Source organism: Ruegeria sp. YTSC192 (assembly GCF_059609705.1).
The window spans coordinates 80,554-95,714 of sequence record NZ_JBXWMG010000010.1 but is presented as its reverse complement, the minus strand read 5'-3'; the positions used below and the strand labels follow the sequence as shown (position 1 = coordinate 95,714).

At 54.6% G+C, this 15,161-nt stretch carries 14 protein-coding genes; 6 read left to right on the top strand and 8 right to left on the bottom strand.

Annotated elements, in window-relative coordinates; all coding sequences use genetic code 11:
- The first annotated feature begins 33 nt into the window (after positions 1-33).
- The 3 genes from AC2FD8_RS14795 (at position 34) to AC2FD8_RS14785 (ending at position 3,659) form a co-directional block, all read left to right on the top strand.
- Entirely contained in the window at positions 34-1,242 is a 1,209-nt protein-coding gene (locus AC2FD8_RS14795) for a glycosyltransferase family 4 protein (protein ID WP_496857268.1), read from the top strand.
- Positions 1,243-1,376: 134 nt separating this feature from the next.
- A complete protein-coding gene (locus AC2FD8_RS14790) occupies positions 1,377-2,234 on the top strand; it encodes a polysaccharide deacetylase family protein (RefSeq protein WP_496857270.1) in 858 nt (285 codons plus the stop codon).
- Positions 2,235-2,315: 81 nt separating this feature from the next.
- Complete coding sequence (locus AC2FD8_RS14785) at positions 2,316-3,659, top strand: glycosyltransferase family 4 protein (protein ID WP_496857271.1); 1,344 nt, start codon at positions 2,316-2,318, stop codon at positions 3,657-3,659.
- Here the strand turns inward: AC2FD8_RS14785 and AC2FD8_RS14780 are convergent.
- A complete protein-coding gene (locus AC2FD8_RS14780; protein WP_496874319.1) occupies positions 3,640-4,968 on the bottom strand; it encodes an oligosaccharide flippase family protein in 1,329 nt (442 codons plus the stop codon). The genes AC2FD8_RS14785 and AC2FD8_RS14780 overlap by 20 nt on opposite strands.
- Positions 4,969-5,335: 367 nt before the next feature.
- On the opposite strand from AC2FD8_RS14780, the gene AC2FD8_RS14775 reads away from it, so the two are divergent.
- From AC2FD8_RS14775 to AC2FD8_RS14765, 3 genes are read left to right on the top strand one after another with little or no spacing between them, the layout of a single operon-like run.
- Positions 5,336-5,536 carry a hypothetical protein gene (locus tag AC2FD8_RS14775; RefSeq protein ID WP_496857274.1) on the top strand — a complete coding sequence of 67 codons (201 nt, stop codon included), beginning with the start codon at positions 5,336-5,338 and terminating at the stop codon, positions 5,534-5,536.
- Positions 5,537-5,551: 15 nt separating this feature from the next.
- Positions 5,552-5,995 (top strand): hypothetical protein, encoded by a 444-nt coding sequence (locus AC2FD8_RS14770; protein WP_496857276.1) that lies wholly within the window; start codon positions 5,552-5,554, stop codon positions 5,993-5,995.
- Positions 5,988-7,433 (top strand): sulfatase-like hydrolase/transferase, encoded by a 1,446-nt coding sequence (locus tag AC2FD8_RS14765; protein WP_496857278.1) that lies wholly within the window; start codon positions 5,988-5,990, stop codon positions 7,431-7,433. Before AC2FD8_RS14770 ends, AC2FD8_RS14765 begins: the two co-directional genes overlap by 8 nt.
- Before the next feature lie 320 nt (positions 7,434-7,753).
- Here the strand turns inward: AC2FD8_RS14765 and AC2FD8_RS14760 are convergent, their stop codons facing one another.
- From AC2FD8_RS14760 to AC2FD8_RS14730, 7 genes are all read right to left on the bottom strand, one after another.
- Positions 7,754-8,815, bottom strand: a complete 1,062-nt coding sequence (locus tag AC2FD8_RS14760) for a glycosyltransferase family 4 protein (protein WP_496857280.1) — start codon at positions 8,813-8,815, stop codon at positions 7,754-7,756.
- A 367-nt stretch (positions 8,816-9,182) separates the two neighbouring features.
- Positions 9,183-10,166, bottom strand: a complete 984-nt coding sequence (gene speB, locus AC2FD8_RS14755; RefSeq protein WP_496857282.1) for an agmatinase — start codon at positions 10,164-10,166, stop codon at positions 9,183-9,185.
- Positions 10,167-10,264: 98 nt separating this feature from the next.
- Positions 10,265-11,743, bottom strand: a complete 1,479-nt coding sequence (locus AC2FD8_RS14750) for an aldehyde dehydrogenase (protein ID WP_496857284.1) — start codon at positions 11,741-11,743, stop codon at positions 10,265-10,267.
- Between the two features lie 9 nt (positions 11,744-11,752).
- Entirely contained in the window at positions 11,753-12,787 is a 1,035-nt protein-coding gene (locus AC2FD8_RS14745; protein WP_496857423.1) for an LLM class flavin-dependent oxidoreductase, read from the bottom strand.
- Positions 12,787-13,707: a flavin reductase gene (locus tag AC2FD8_RS14740; RefSeq protein ID WP_496857285.1), complete on the bottom strand. Its 921-nt coding sequence runs from the start codon at positions 13,705-13,707 to the stop codon at positions 12,787-12,789. Before AC2FD8_RS14740 ends, AC2FD8_RS14745 begins: the two co-directional genes overlap by 1 nt.
- A complete protein-coding gene (locus AC2FD8_RS14735) occupies positions 13,704-14,492 on the bottom strand; it encodes an alpha/beta fold hydrolase (RefSeq protein ID WP_496857287.1) in 789 nt (262 codons plus the stop codon). The genes AC2FD8_RS14740 and AC2FD8_RS14735 overlap by 4 nt, the downstream gene beginning before the upstream one ends.
- A complete protein-coding gene (locus AC2FD8_RS14730) occupies positions 14,464-15,063 on the bottom strand; it encodes an amino acid synthesis family protein (protein WP_496857289.1) in 600 nt (199 codons plus the stop codon). Before AC2FD8_RS14730 ends, AC2FD8_RS14735 begins: the two co-directional genes overlap by 29 nt.
- Positions 15,064-15,161 lie beyond the last annotated feature (98 nt).

Here is a 15,161-nt window from a genome sequence, read left to right as displayed (position 1 = left end):
TTACTAGTCACTTGAACTGAAGTTGTTTGAAACATGCGTGTTGCATACCTGACAAATCAATATCCAAAGGTTAGTCACACCTTTATCCGTCGCGAGATTCTTGAAATGGAACGGCAAGGTGTCGAAGTAGAGCGCTTTGCTTTTCGCGGTTGGGATGCCGAAGTCGTTGACGCCGATGACGTAACAGAACAAACCAGAACTAACTATACATTGCGCAACGGTGTTGCGAAGCTGATTTGGGAAGCGGCTAAATACGCTTTTGCGAACCTTGGTCCATTCTGGGCAGCGCTGAAAATGGCGATTATCTTATCCAAGAAATCCTATAAGCCGCTTCCTTATCACTTGATTTATCTTGCTCATGCATGTCGAATTTCAAAAGCGCTGGAAGACAGCCCGGTAGAGCATTTGCACGCGCATTTTGGTACAAATTCTGCGGAAGTTGCGCTTTTGGTACATGTCCTGAGCTCCATACCCTACAGCTTTACGGTTCATGGGATGGATGAGGCGGACAATGCAAAAAAACTGGGTTTCGAGCAGAAAATCCAGAACGCTCACTTTGTAGTAGCAGTCAGCGCATATACACGAAGTCAAATCATGCGGCACGTTGACCCTGACTTATGGCCGAAACTTAAGGTTGTTCATTGTGGGTTAGGGGTACACGCCTTTGATAGATCTCTGAGCGAGGATTCGACTTCCAACCCAACATTCCTGACCATCGGACGTTTCAGTCCCGAAAAGGGACACTTAGTGCTTCTGCCAGCATTCAAAGCAGTACACTCAAAACGCAATGACGCTAGATTGGTTTTGATCGGAGACGGCGATATGCGCGGGCAAATTGAAGAGAAAGTTAGAGCGCTGGAATTGGAGGAAGCTGTACGCTTCACCGGCTGGGTCGGATCCGATGATGTTCTTAAGGAACTGCAAACCAGCGACGTTTTGGTTCAGCCAAGTTTCATTGAGGGGTTACCAGTCGTCATCATGGAAGCTATGGCACAGGCGCGACCAGTTATCTCAACTTATGTCGCGGGCATCCCAGAGTTAGTTCAGGACGGTATAACTGGCAAACTTGTTCCGGCCGGTGATGTTGCTGCATTGGCGGCATGTATGAATGGCATTCTTCAGCTGAGTCCGGAAGAACGCAGCAACATGGGCAACAAAGGCTACCAGCGCGCCAAACAAAGACATAGCATCGGTACGGAAGTTGAAAAACTACGTGGCTTGATGTTTGAGGGCTCTGAATGAATAGGATAGCTCGAAATACGGCGCTCGCGGTCCTGAGTTCTCCTCCTGTTTTCCGTTTTCTGCATCGCCGCGCCCATCGAAGCGATCCACTGACTGTCCTATGTTATCATACCTTGGGCAGTGATGATGAGAAAATGGACGCATGGACCGTAGTACGGTCAAAAGATTTCAGAGAACACCTAAGAATACTCCGCAAATACTATGATATTGTTACTTTTGAGCAGGCAGTAAACTTTCCTCGAAATGGTGCGCGTCCGCAAGTTGTGCTGACTTTTGACGATGGGGATGTTGGTCTCTATTCTCATCTACTGCCGATATTGCGCGAGGAGGACTTGCCCGTTCTAATCTTCATTGCAACGTCGCAGATCGAAAGCGGTAAGCCCTATTGGTTTGACAAGGTTATGAATGCTCTCCAAGATCCTGAGGGCTGCGAAATTGATCTCGGAGAACATGGAGGTAAATCATGGTTGCTCCCTCCATCTGGCAAGCAAATCTTAGACCCTTCAAGATGGCAGATAATTTCAGAAATTCTTGAGTACCTGAAGACTGTTACACCTTCGGAGCGTGAATTTCTAAGCGATAAAATCGTCAACCAAAGTAAGAGCGCATCTGTACCAGACACTCCTCTTTCTCCGCTTTCGCTCGAACAGCTGAAGGAGCTTGCAGCTCAACCCGGCGTCACGATAGGTGCCCATAGTGATTGCCATAATCTCTTGGATAAGATCCCTATCTCGGAAGCCACTTCTAGTATTGTTAGGTCTCGAGATTTGCTCCGAAAATGGACAGGGCAGGATGTTCAATACTTTGCCTATCCAAACGGAAACCACGACGAAAAAGTACAACAGGCAGTAAAAAGTGCAGGATTCTCAAATTCATTTGTACTTGATAACAATCTAACCAACATCAACACTAATCCCTACACTTTGTCGCGCGTCGCCGTAGGTCGTTATGACGACGGCCAGAGGTTCAAGTTACGACTCGTTGGCTTGTAGTTATTTCACAAGCTTAGTGGGTATAAGCCTGATAGATGGGGCACTAACACCAGTCTTGTGTAGCTTCTCATTGATAGAGATATGAATATGCAAAAAAAACCTCGCGTTCTTGTCATCGCGGAAGCAGCCAACCCGGAATGGGCGAGTGTGCCGCTGATTGGATGGTCGCTATCGTATGCGCTTCGTGCAATCGCTGATGTTCATTTGGTTACACAAGTACGTAATCGAGAAGCAGTGCTGAATGCAGGTTTGGTTGAAGGTAGAGATTTCACGTCAATTGATTCAGAAGCATTGATGCAGCCTTTGTGGAAGCTGGGCGAAGCTTTGCGTATGGGCGAAGGAAAAGGATGGACGACTCTTTCGGCAATTTCTTCAATAGCTTACCCTTACTTTGAATACCTTGTGTGGAAAGAGTTCAAAACACGAATTGAGTCAGGAGAGTTTGATATTGTTCATCGGGTAACACCCCTGTCACCAACATCACCTAGCTTACTGGCAAAAAAATGTAGCAAAATTGGTGTTCCTTTTGTTCTTGGCCCTCTAAATGGTGGGGTCCCTTGGCCAAAGGAATTTGCGAGAGAACGTCGCGCAGAGAGAGAATGGCTGTCTTACGTTCGCAATATGTACAAGTTATTACCCGGTCGCAATTCGACCTTGAACCATGCGAGCGCTATTCTCGTCGCCTCGCGGCATACTCAGAGCGAGATCCCTGCGGCAAACAGCTCTAAAACTATTTATTTGCCGGAGAATGCGGTTGACCCCGAACGTTTTTCGAAAATGGGGAATCGCCTTTCCACCGAGAAACTGCGGGTTTGCTTCATTGGCCGAATGGTACCCTACAAAGGTCCAGATATACTGCTTGAGGCCGCAAAACCTCTGCTACTTTCGGGGCGCCTCAAACTAGATATGGTCGGTAGCGGACCACTGCTCCCGAAGCTTCGGGAGTATTGTGAAAGAGAAAAGCTTGTTGATGCGGTAACTTTTCACGGCTGGTTACCTCATGATCAGGTCCAAGATGTCGCTTCACAATGTTCTCTGCTAGGCTTCCCGTCGATCCGTGAATTTGGGGGCGGAGTTGTTCTTGAAGCCTTAATGCTAGGGCTAGCACCCCTGGTTGTAGACTATGCGGGACCGTCCGAGCTGGTTCGCCTCACAGACGGTTTTTTGGTGCCCATAGGTTCGCGTCAAGAAGTCGTCGAAGGGTTCCGGGAGAAACTGGATGACCTTACCAGAAACCCCGAGCTGATCGTGCGCACGGGCATATCAGGCAAGCAAAAGGTAGATGCAATGTTCACGTGGCCACAAAAAGCTCGGCAAGTGGCCGAAGTTTATGATTGGGTACTCGGCAATCGTCTTGACCGCCCAGAACTCTTCAGCACTTCCCGCAACGCCTCAAGGCAGGATTCTACAAATGTTGAAAGCTGACAATTTTGTCGAAGTTAAACCAAACAGCAGTAGCGGCCAATAAATACCCTACGCACATACACACCAAGTCATGTTTCCAGTCCCAAGCCCCATGCTTTCGCGCCAATAAAACGATCGCAGGATATACAGCAAGATAATACGCACCTATCCCGACCAAAGCACCAATCACACCGGCGTTTACAACGCCGAACCAAAGAAAACCCACGTAAACTATCGCTCTGTACAACTGCACGATGAAGAAGTTGTGGGAATTCCCTTCAGCAAGGGCAGCTTGTTCGTATGTGATGGAAACAACATTCGGAACCTGTATAGAAGCCAGAATTACAACGACCACGCCAGCGCTCACAAATCGTTCATCATATAGAAACCCGACTATCCATGTACCTAAAAACATAAAGGGAAGCAGCATCGCAAAATTTGCAGCGGTCAACGCAAACCGCATTTTTTGAATGGCGCGAAAGTTTTCGACTGACTTGCCCGGCGGCTGTTGTTTGTAGAGCGGTAGTAGAATTTTTCCAACAATGGCCATAGACAGACCTATTGGAAACGTGGCCAAGAAGTATCCGATATTATAAACTCCAAGATCGCTGGCGGTCAGGAACTTTCCCAAAATCGCCTTGTCACCTTGTAGAAGTGCAAACCCACACAATGTACTAAGAAAAATCCAACGACCAAAAGTAATCAGTTCGCCAAGTGCCGTCCTATCCCATGCAAAACGGTTTTTTGGCCCGGGCAAGAACCAAGTCATTAGAACAAGATAAATCACAGATGTTAGAACACCACTCCAGACCAAGGCCCAAGGTGACTGAAGTATCCATGTAAGGCCAACCGCGATTGGAATACTTAGCAGCTGGCTGATAAGTGCAAGTGCAGAAAACCGCCCAATGTTCAGGTGCCTAGCCGCAGTATGAATGCGCGTTGGGTCAAATCCCCCTAGCGCCAATGATATCCCCGCAACTGGGAGCGCCATGGCAAGAAATGGTTCGGCATAGAAATTCGAGACGGGAACCGCAATAACACAACACCCGAGCCAAAGGCAAAACCCGCGAATAATTTGCAGCGTCCAAGCTGTATCGAGGAAAGCTGGATCGTCGCCATTCTCGCTCCGCTGAATTGAAGGACCAATTCCAACGTCCGAAATCATCTCGAGCCCGACAATAAAGACCATGGTCAAAGCCATCAGTCCGAAAGCCTCGGGGTACAACAACCTTGTTAAGACGAGATTTGAGCCCAATCTGATCGCTTGGGATAGAATGTACGTGGCTGAAACCCAGATCGAACTTCGCAAGAAGCGCGCTTTTAGATTCATCCCCAAAAAACTCTGAAAGATCGTCATGTCCACCAAACCAAATCACTAGTCACCATCAATAACACCAACTGCTATGCGATATCCTACCAGGAACCAGAATTTTTGGTTCCAAGCTGGCAATTGGGTGACAATACCGAAAACGACAGACAGTTCAAATAACAGGTTCTGAACAGGAATATGTCAGAGCGTTTTGAGCTCCCCCCCGCACTTCGGACACTGACGTAAGCTGCGATTTGTTGTCTGTTGATCTTCAATACGAAGGAGATCGGCGATGTCCAAACGGAAGCAATATCACGTGTGCTGATCATCATAATGGCGCGCGACTGGTAGGGCACCCGCGTTTACGTTCCCGGAATTCTACGACCGCATGAAGGTGCGTGGAATCGTCCTGTATCCCGGCAAACTGACGGCGGCTGAGAGCTTCCGCATCGGCCACATCGGGCAGGTTGATGCGCATGTGATGCAAGCGGTTGTTGACACCGCAGCCGAAGTGCTGCGCGACATGGGGGTTGACAGTGACAGCCCTTCTGACGACACCCTCAAACAGAAAAAAGCCGAGCCTGCCTGACGAAAGGAAAGGGCAATGAGTAAGTTCAAAGCGGCCGTGTTTGATTGGGCGGGTACAATGGTTGATTTCGGATCTTTCGCGCCGATGGGTGCACCCAAATGGGATCATATCCGCACCATGATGGACATGCCCGAAATTGCCGCCCAGTGGACGGCAAAATACGGCAATGCGCCCACCGACCAGGATGTCGAAAAGGTCTATGAGATCTTTGTGCCGATGAACGAAAAAGTCGCCGCCGACTATGCGGATTTGGTTCCGGGCGGCAAAGCCGCGATTGATGATCTGCGGTCCATGGGCCTCAAGGTCGGATCGACCACGGGCTATACCCGCTCGATCATGGAAAACGTCTTGCCGGTTGCCGCCGCTCAGGGCAATGTGCCGGACAATCTGGTCTGTTCCGACGACCTGCCCGCGTTGATCCGTGAACTAGACAGCGCACAGGCTCGAATCCATGCTTAGTGGGGCTCCGCGCAACTTTCTGTTTATCGTCATCGATCAGTTTCGCGCAGACCTTCTGTCCGGCGCCTTGGGTGAGAGTGTGCCACTGCCCAACATTCGCGCTCTGGCCGCGCGATCGGTGAATTTTCGCAACCATCATACGGTTGTGGTACCCTGCGGTCCGTCCCGTGCAAGCCTGCTGACAGGCCAATATGCCATGAACCACGGATCGGTTCAGAACGGCGTTCCGCTGCGGCGCGATACCCCCAACCTTGCAACAGCGCTGCGCACTATAGGGCGAGAGCTGTTGTTGTTCGGCTATACGGACACGCAACCCGATCCCAGGGACCTACACCCGAATGACCCGGCTAATCTGTCCTACACAGCGCCGATCCCGGGGATTACCGAGGTCACCGAGATGCGTGAGGAAGCGTGGGAGTGGCTCGCCCATCTCAGATCACGCGGCTACGACGTGCCAGATGCGGGCGATCTGACTGCGCTTTACAGACCTCAAAACGACATGCTCGGAGGGCCAGCGCTCTATGACGCGCAGGACAGTGATACCGCCTATCTGACCGACCGGGTACTGGCGCATCTTGATGTCCGCAAATCACAGCCGTGGTCTGCCATGGTCACCTATATCAGGCCGCATCCTCCGTTCGTTGCCCCTGCGCCGTACAACGATTTGATCAACCCAAGGGACATCCCACCGCCAGCCGAGGCTGATTTTGAGCATCCGTTTTTTGAGGCCTATCATTCCCGGCCAAGCGGCACGGATATGTTCTGGGGTTTTGACGGACAGCAGGATACTCTGACGCCCGAACAGACCGCGCTGTGCCGGGCCACCTATCTGGGGCTTGCAGCTGAGGTTGATCACCATATCGGCCGGCTTCTTGAATGGTTGGAAAAAGCGGGCCAACTGGACGACACTCTGATCGTTTTGACCGCCGATCACGGAGAGATGCTGGGCGATCTCGGCCTTTGGGGAAAACAGACACCGTTTCGCGCCGCGTCCCACATTCCCCTGATGATCGCGCATCCGGACCTCGATCCCGAAGAGATAGACGCATCGACCCAATCCATAGACGTGGCGCCCACGGTTCTGTCGGCGCTTGGGGCTGATTTGCCGCCCCAGATGCAAGGCTGCAACCTGTTGGCGCCTGAGCCTCCTTTGGGGCAAGAGGTCATGGTAGAGCTTGAGCTTGGATCAACAGACGGCCAGGGGCGGTTTGAAGCCGTGTGGCAATGCCCGCCCGATCATTGCCGCACAATTGCGTTTGAGAAAGACGGGTACCGGCTTGCACATTTCGCGACGGATATCGAGCCGTTGTTGTTTGATGTCGAAAACGACCCCGATTGCACCCGGAATCTGGCCAAGGAAGACCTGTCCAGACTGCACCAGCTGCGGGCAGAGGCGCTGTCACACAGGCTGAGAAAAGGCTGTATTTCCAATGTGTGAAACCAGAACGGTCTGCTTGATGCGGGCAGAAAAGTCCGGCACAGGACACAGCCGAAGCTTCACTGGCGTAGCTTGAACAAACTGCGGAGCGCAGGCTTAAGGGGCCGTAAATCATGGGGGTGCCCTGATCTACGCCGATATCAATGACAGACTCGGGCTGAAATCCGAAGCCTCGCAACACCGCAGCTATTGGTTTGGTCTGTTCGATCTCAAAACCCCGGCGTGACAATGCACGACATAGTTCGCGGGGTCTGATTTTGGCGCCAGATCTACTCCCAGCTCACGCAAGTGACACAGAAATAGGCGAGATTTCGAACGTGTCAGGACGTGGGCCGGTCAGGTTGATGCTCAAGAAGGAGGTTCATCATTTTGGGGCTTATCACCTCGGGCGAGAGCGTTTGCGCATGACGCAGACAGGCCTGTCGCAGCTTCTGATAGTCGGAGGTTTCCATCTGCAGTGACCGGATCATGGAGCGTATCAACCCCCGCGGCAAACTTGGATCATAGAGCGTTGTTTCATGTAGTTCCGGTGGCGTGATTTCTTTCATTTCGCGCAGGGCAGGGCCGATGATCGGCAATCCGAAACTCAGAGCGAGCGAAACCGTGCCCGAGCTGAACAGCTCGGAATAAGGGGCCAGAAAGAAATGCGCGTTCGAGAAGATGTCGGGGATTTCCCCATCCGGGATGCGATCGGTTCTGAGTGATATGTTCTGGTTCCAGCCAAGACGCCGCAGCAACCGCCTTTGGCTGCCGAAAGCTTTGCCATACATGTTCAGGTTATAGTCATATTCCCGTTTGGTCAGCTTGGAGGCTACGTCCCGGATGCGCTCGGCCCCTTTTTCACCCCGAAACATACCAAAGAACAAAAACGTCGTTGGGCTGCGATCCGGAATGGGGCGTGTCAGTGTGACGTCCTGCGGCTCATAAGACCCCAGATAGCTTGGATGGGAAATCACATGAATGCGGCTTGGGTCGGCCCCGTATTCTGCGATCATGTGATCGCGGGCGTGAGGGGCGTGAACATGGATCGCATCGGCCCGTTTGACCAGCGATTGGCGGGCCTGTCGAAACCCGTCAAGGCTGATCACCTTGTGCGGGCGGGCGTTGTGGATTGTCCAGACCAGCCGACCGCCCTGCGCGCGGTAGCTGTCAATCGACTGTTCCGCCCGGTTCAGAAGGTCTGCGTTTTTCTGCGCATCGGCATCACGACCAAAGATCCGGTCATCCCAATGCAGATGGGTTACCGGGTGTTTGCCCGCATCCAACCTTAGAATAGCGCCCTTGTCACCGCCTACAAAGGCGACCCGATCTGCCGCGCAACGATACATCAGATCGCGCTGATAGGGATTTCCGTTGGCGGTCGGAATATTGAGGACCTGCACCGGATTTCCGCCTTTCACACGAACCTGCCGATTTCGTCGCGGCCGGGTGCGGCGTGTTTCATATTGTGGTTCGACGAAACTGTCACTTGGCTCATATCTGCCCGAAAAAAGGGTCTGTTATCGGCGGCATCCGGCAAAAGCTGGCTGCCCGTTGTCCGAAGGCTTGCTTGATGATGGGGGCGATATCAACCCCTTTCTGTTGGTAGCCTTATGCCAGCTCCAAACCTAAAGAGAGAATACCAACCGGTCATGGCCACTGCGTCGAAAAGTCGATGGCGATGGGCTAAGTCGCAACCGAAAGCGCGGCACCGGGAACCAAGCTTCAGGTCGAAATCCTAGGCGCGTTCTACGATGCCGAAATGTGACTCTATCCCGCGCTGGCCGGATTTCTGTGGTGCAGAATACGCCCAATTGTATTCATGAGGATCTGCGCGGCCAGAATGGCGGTGCTGCCCGTGTGATCATAGTCGGGGGCCACTTCGACCAGATCCATCCCCACCACATCACCGCGCTGGGTTAGACCGTCGAGCAATTCCAGCACTTCATAATACAGGAAACCACCGTGGCTGGGTGTGCCGGTGCCGGGCGCGATGGAGGGGTCGAACCCGTCAATGTCGATGGTGACATAATATCTGGCACCTTCTGGTATCCGCTCCAGCACGGCCTCGGTCCCCAGTTTGCGCAATTGCCGGACCGACAGGATGTCTGACCCCATACGATGGGCGTCCTCATAGCCCTCTTTTGCGGTCGACGAGACGTTGCGGATGCCAATTTGTGTCAGGCCCGAGACATAGGGTTTCTCCGCCGCACGCCGCATTGGGTTTCCATGCCCGAACCGAACCCCGTGCCGTTCATCCACGAAATCCAGATGCGCGTCGATCTGAACCAGATGGATAGGGCCGTTCTTTTCGCAATCGGCAGCAAAGGCATCAACGCAGGGGATGTTGACCGAATGGTCGCCGCCCAGAACCACGGGCAGGGCCCCGGCTTCAAGGCATTTTCCGACACCGAACTTTATGTTCTGATGGCTTCTTTCGGTACTGGTATGCACGATATCCGCGTCGCCCAGATCTACGATACGGGTGGTTTCCGCAGGCAGGTAAGTGATGTCATCCTCGTGGTCGTATGCGCCTCCATGCCCGAAGGAAAACAGGGTCGAGGCCTCGCGGATGGCGCGCGGTCCAAACCGCGCGCCGGGCCGGAACTGAGTGCCAAAATCGAACGGAGCGCCAAGGATCGCGACATCAGCGTCGATCGCATCCCAGTCGCTGACATAGGGATATTTGCCAAAGGTCGAGATCCCGACAAAGGGCAAGTTTAACCGACCGCCTTCATATCCATGTGCGCTCATTCTTCAGTCTCCAACCGCTATTCTTGCGACATAGTGTGGGATAATTTTACGAAGGGCCATAGGGTTGTGGAGAAGAGGGCGAAATCTATCGCCCCCGCTCAGCGCATCACAAACGGGTTCGACATGGGTTGATCAGAGGTGTTCAGCCACACGGTCTTGGTACGTGTGTAGTCCTGAATGGCCTCGATCCCGGCTTCGCGGCCATAGCCGGATTGGTTGTAGCCGCCAAACGGCGCGATGGGGGACACCGCCCGATAGGTGTTGATCCAGCAAATTCCGGCCTTCAACCGGGATGACACCCGGTGCGCGCGTGCGACATTTTCGGTGAACACGCCCGATCCCAACCCGAACGGGGTATCGTTGGCCAGAGCGATTGCTTCTTCCTCGGTGTCGAAGGGCAACAGGGACATGACGGGCCCGAACATCTCGACTTTCAGGGTCTCGGTCTCGGGTGATGCACACTCGACCAGAGTGGGTGCCATGAAGTTGCCGGGCCGGTCGAGGGGCGCGCCGCCGAACCGAATGCGCGCGCCCTGATCGGAGGATTTTGCCAGTACCGTCTTGATATTGGCGATCTGCGCATTGGTGCAAAGCGGCCCAATATGGGTTGCGGCGTTCAACGGATCGCCCACGATGACGTCTTTCATCTTCTCTTCGATTCTGGCCGCCAAGGCCTCCAGAATTGGGCGATGTATCAAACCGCGTGATCCGGCGACGCAGCTTTGTCCGGAGGCTCCGAAATTGCCTGCGATCAGCCCATTGGCGGCCCCGTCCAGATTGGCATTGTCAAATACCAAAATTGGGGATTTTCCCCCAAGCTCCAGCGTGGTTACGGCGAAGTTCTCGGCCGAGTTGCGCACCACATGGCGCGCGGTTTCCGGGCCGCCGGTAAAGGCGATGCGATCCACATCGGGGTGTCGGGTCAGGGGAATGGCGCAGTTTTCTGCATCGCCCGTAATGACCGAGACGACGCCGGGCGGAAAGCCGGCCTCGTCTACCAGACGCGCGAATTCCAGCATCGGCGCCGGCGCAATCTCAGAGGCCTTCAGCACCACTGAACACCCTGCGGCAAGGGCTGGCCCCAGCTTGGTTGCCGTCAGGAACATCTGCGCGTTCCAGGGCACGATAGCGACGACGACGCCGATCGGTTCGCGGCGGGTAAAGACATGCAGGTTGGGCTTGTCGATCGGAAGCACCGCACCTTCGATCTTGTCGGCCAAACCAGCATAGTAACGATAGTAGTCGCCGACATAGGCCGTCTGACTTGCCGTTTCGGCCAGAAGCTTTCCGCTGTCTTTCGTCTCGATCTCGCCAATGCGCACGGCATTCTGTTCGATCAGTTCTGCAAGCCTGAACAACAATTTGCCGCGTGCGGTCTGTGTCAGATCCCGCCAAGCCGGGTCATTCAGAGACCGACGCGCGGCGGCGATGGCACGATCCACATCCTCGGGTGCGGCGCAGGCAAAAGTCGCCCACCCCTCACCTGTGGCAGGGTTTTGTGAGGTCATGACCTGTCCGCCTTCACCCTCGGTCCAGGTGCCGTCGATGAAAAGCTGATAGTGTGGGTTCTGTTGCATCACGGGTCCTCACTGAAACTTTGGCATCACGTCGTCGATGAACCGGGCCAGCGAGGCACGCTTGCGCTCAAAGCTCATGCCGCTGTCGATCCAGAACGAGTATTCATCATAACCTAGGTCTTCATAGTGTTTCAGGCGATCCGTGACCTGCGCAGCCGTGCCAACTGTCAGGTCACGCGCCATGTTCTCGGGGGCCATCATGGTGTTGGCGGCCATTTCCTCATCCGTCAGAGCTTGGATCAGCCCCTGATTTACGGGTCGCTTGTTCTGGAACCACGCGCCGAAATAATTGTAAAAGCGCGAAAGTTCTTGCGTGGCCTGATCCACATCAGCGGCGTTCTGCCCGACATAGGTATGGTGAAGCAGCATGATCTTGGGGCGTGGCCCGTCATAGTTGGCGCAGGCATCATTGAAGCGGCCCATCAAACTCTCAATCTCTGCGTTACCCTGCCAGAGAGGCGTGACCTGAATGTTGAAGCCATTCTGGACGCCGAATTCGTGGCTGTTCGGGTCGCGGGCCGCGATCCAGATCGGCGGCCCTCCGTCCTGTACCGGTTTCGGGGCAGAGGTGGTGGCGGGGAATTGGAAATACTCTCCGTCATGGGCGCAATCGCCTTCCCACAATTTGGGCAGAAGGGGGGCTATTTCCCGCATGCGCTGGCCCGCGTCCCAGGCATCCATGCCAGGGATCAGCCGTTCATATTCATAGGAATAGGCCCCGCGTGCGATGCCCAGTTCGATGCGTCCCCCGGTCATCAGGTCGGCTGCGGCCGTTTCACCTGCCAGTTTGATCGGATGCCAGAAGGGTGCGATAACCGTGCCGGTGCCAAGGCGAATGTTTTTGGTGTGATGCGCGATATCGACCAGGGACATCAATGGATTGGGCGCGATGGTGAAGTCCATCCCGTGATGCTCGCCCGTCCAAACCGCGCGCATACCGGCGTCATCCGCCATTTTGCAAAGCTCGATGAATTCTTCATATAGTTTCTCATGAGACTGTTCGGGGTTGAGCCGCTCCATATGAGCAAAGAGGGAAAACTCCATCATTCAGTCCTTTCCGAGAGAGTATGCACATCGCCCCGCTGTGCGTCGCCGAGGTAAAGGGAAAAGTCGCGGGTCAGGCTTTCGAACGCAAAGCGGGACATCATGGTTGCGATGGCCGGGGTTGCGAATGTCAGCTTTTCAAGCTGTTCGATGGCAACCGCTTCAAGGTTGCCGTTAGGCGGCAGAGCTGGTGCCGACGCGAGCGTGTATACATGGTGCGTCGTGGCATCGTCGTAGACGGAATAGACCGCACCCAACTGCGCCTTGATCCTGCGCGTCACCAGGTCTTGCTGCAAACTTTCGCGCAGGGTCTGATGATCCGACAAGCTGACCTGCGGAGGGCGGTATCCGGCTTCGGTTTTCTCCAACAGCACCTGTCCGTTGCATTCGATGATCGCGCCGCAAACAACGGACCGGTCCGTGGCCTCGAAAGCGTCGCGTTCCAGACCAAGGCTGAAATATTGCCCGTTTGCGTATCCGAGGCCTCGGGTTTCTGTGTAGGAATAGGCCTCAACCTCTCCGATGAGAATACAGTGATCTCCGGCCTTGATGGCCTGATGCGCCCGGCATGAAAACGTCGCAACTGCGCCATCCAAAAGAGGGACACCATGGGCGTTCAGCGTATGCGGGGTTTTGGCGAACCGATCCCCTTTGAACCCGGCGAATGTGTTCGAGATATCCTCTTGCCCCTCAGCCAGAATGTTCACCGCGAAATGTTCACAGGTCGCGAATGCATCGTAGGACGTCAGGTTCTTGCCTGGACAAACCAGCAAGAGGGGCGGGTCCAGAGACACCGACGAGAAGGAATTGGCAGTAAACCCCAGGGGTGTGCCCGAGGCATCGCGTGTCGTCACAACAGTAACGCCGGTCATGAAGCTGCCAAAGGCGCGCCGCAGGTCGCGAGGATCGAGACTGGTCATTGTTGCACCTCGTTCAGAAAAGTTGAAAGGGCGGCGTTAACCTCTGCGGCATGGGTCATCGGCATCATATGAGCGGCGCCTTTGATGATCTGCGCCCGCCCGTTTGGAACAAGTTCCGCCATGGCGCGCGACATGGCGGGGGTGGAGTTCGGCTCTAGTTCACCGGTCATGAACAGCGCTGGGCAGGGGATCTTTTCCAGCTCATCGCGGCGCGGGTTTTTGCTGTTGGCAAAGACGGTATAGGCCTGTTTGTAACCAGCCGGGTTCGTTGCCGTCAGCCAGTTTTGACAGGCCGCACGCTCGGGTGAGCCCGTGTCGCCAAACCAGCGGCGAAGTGTCCCCGTTGGATCGGTCGGTGTTTCACCATCAAGCGCGGCAGCGCGGGTTTGTATGGCCCGCGTGGCCTCGGGTTCGCGTTCGAAAATGGCGTTCAAAGCAAGGACGCCAGCGATCCTCAGCGGTGCCTTGGTCGCAAGATCAAGCGCGATCATTGCGCCCATGGAATGACCCACGACAAGTGTTGGCCCGTCCAGCCTATCCAGAACTTGCATCGTGGCCTTGGTATATTCCGAAATATTTACACGTGCATGGCCCAGTGGGCTTTCGCCATGGCCGGGCATGTCTGGTGCGGTCAGGCGCGCCCCAGATGCCAGCGCGTCCAATTGGGCGCCCCATGCCTCTGCGCGCAATCCGACACCATGCAGCAACAGGACATTCGGTCCCGCTCCGGTCTGGATTGCTGCGAGGCCGCCGATCTCAGACCGCGGCCGGGTTGTCCACGTCATGGCCCAAATCCTTGAGGTCCTGATAGCGGTCGCCAATACGGTGATGTGGCCGACCCGAAGTCGCCGCGCCAAGCACCACAACGATCTCGTCGTCCCGTGGTGCGTCGGGGATCGCAAACTGGATAGTCAGATAGTGCGAGCGTCGCCCGGCGTCGTTCTTGTCCATCAGCGGCACCATGATCGGCGCGTTCGCGGGCCCCCGAGTATTGGTAAAGGCGAGATATGACTTCGCGTCGACGGCCTGCCGATAATGGTTGCCAAAGCGCAGAGTGTGAATGAGGCCCGAGGCATGCTCGACTTCGCCATTCAGGCCAACCACAGCGGCCTTGCCATAGGCCTCGATTGCTTCGCCGCTGCCCGCTAGCGCAATCATGCGCTTGGTCATCATTTCACCCAGAACGGGTCCGTAGGCCTGAATCTCGGGCTTCAGGTCTTCGACAAATCGGCCTGCCCATGGGTTGGTGACCACAGCGGCCACTGCAAACATGCGCCATGGGGTCTTTGCGGGGCGAAACCCCTCGACCAGAACCTCTTCGTCATAAGTTACGATTTTGCGTATTTCTGGCTGCAAAATACTTCTCCTGTTGCGCAGGCCGACGCTAGAAGCGGGGCTGGATTTTGACAAATGATAGAATTATGTGCTTTGGCATTAACAAGACTAATGACTGG

What these genes read in the sequence shown, in the direction of transcription:
- AC2FD8_RS14795 (WP_496857268.1), top strand. Translation starts at nt 34, where the DNA reads ATGCGTGTTGCATACCTGACAAATCAATATCCAAAGGTTAGTCACACC.
- AC2FD8_RS14790 (WP_496857270.1), top strand. Translation starts at nt 1,377, where the DNA reads ATGGACGCATGGACCGTAGTACGGTCAAAAGATTTCAGAGAACACCTA.
- AC2FD8_RS14785 (WP_496857271.1), top strand. Translation starts at nt 2,316, where the DNA reads ATGAATATGCAAAAAAAACCTCGCGTTCTTGTCATCGCGGAAGCAGCC.
- AC2FD8_RS14780 (WP_496874319.1), bottom strand. Translation starts at nt 4,968, where the DNA reads ATGAATCTAAAAGCGCGCTTCTTGCGAAGTTCGATCTGGGTTTCAGCC.
- AC2FD8_RS14775 (WP_496857274.1), top strand. Translation starts at nt 5,336, where the DNA reads ATGAAGGTGCGTGGAATCGTCCTGTATCCCGGCAAACTGACGGCGGCT.
- AC2FD8_RS14770 (WP_496857276.1), top strand. Translation starts at nt 5,552, where the DNA reads ATGAGTAAGTTCAAAGCGGCCGTGTTTGATTGGGCGGGTACAATGGTT.
- AC2FD8_RS14765 (WP_496857278.1), top strand. Translation starts at nt 5,988, where the DNA reads ATGCTTAGTGGGGCTCCGCGCAACTTTCTGTTTATCGTCATCGATCAG.
- speB (WP_496857282.1), bottom strand. Translation starts at nt 10,166, where the DNA reads ATGAGCGCACATGGATATGAAGGCGGTCGGTTAAACTTGCCCTTTGTC.
- AC2FD8_RS14750 (WP_496857284.1), bottom strand. Translation starts at nt 11,743, where the DNA reads ATGCAACAGAACCCACACTATCAGCTTTTCATCGACGGCACCTGGACC.
- AC2FD8_RS14745 (WP_496857423.1), bottom strand. Translation starts at nt 12,787, where the DNA reads ATGGAGTTTTCCCTCTTTGCTCATATGGAGCGGCTCAACCCCGAACAG.
- AC2FD8_RS14740 (WP_496857285.1), bottom strand. Translation starts at nt 13,707, where the DNA reads ATGACCAGTCTCGATCCTCGCGACCTGCGGCGCGCCTTTGGCAGCTTC.
- AC2FD8_RS14735 (WP_496857287.1), bottom strand. Translation starts at nt 14,492, where the DNA reads ATGACGTGGACAACCCGGCCGCGGTCTGAGATCGGCGGCCTCGCAGCA.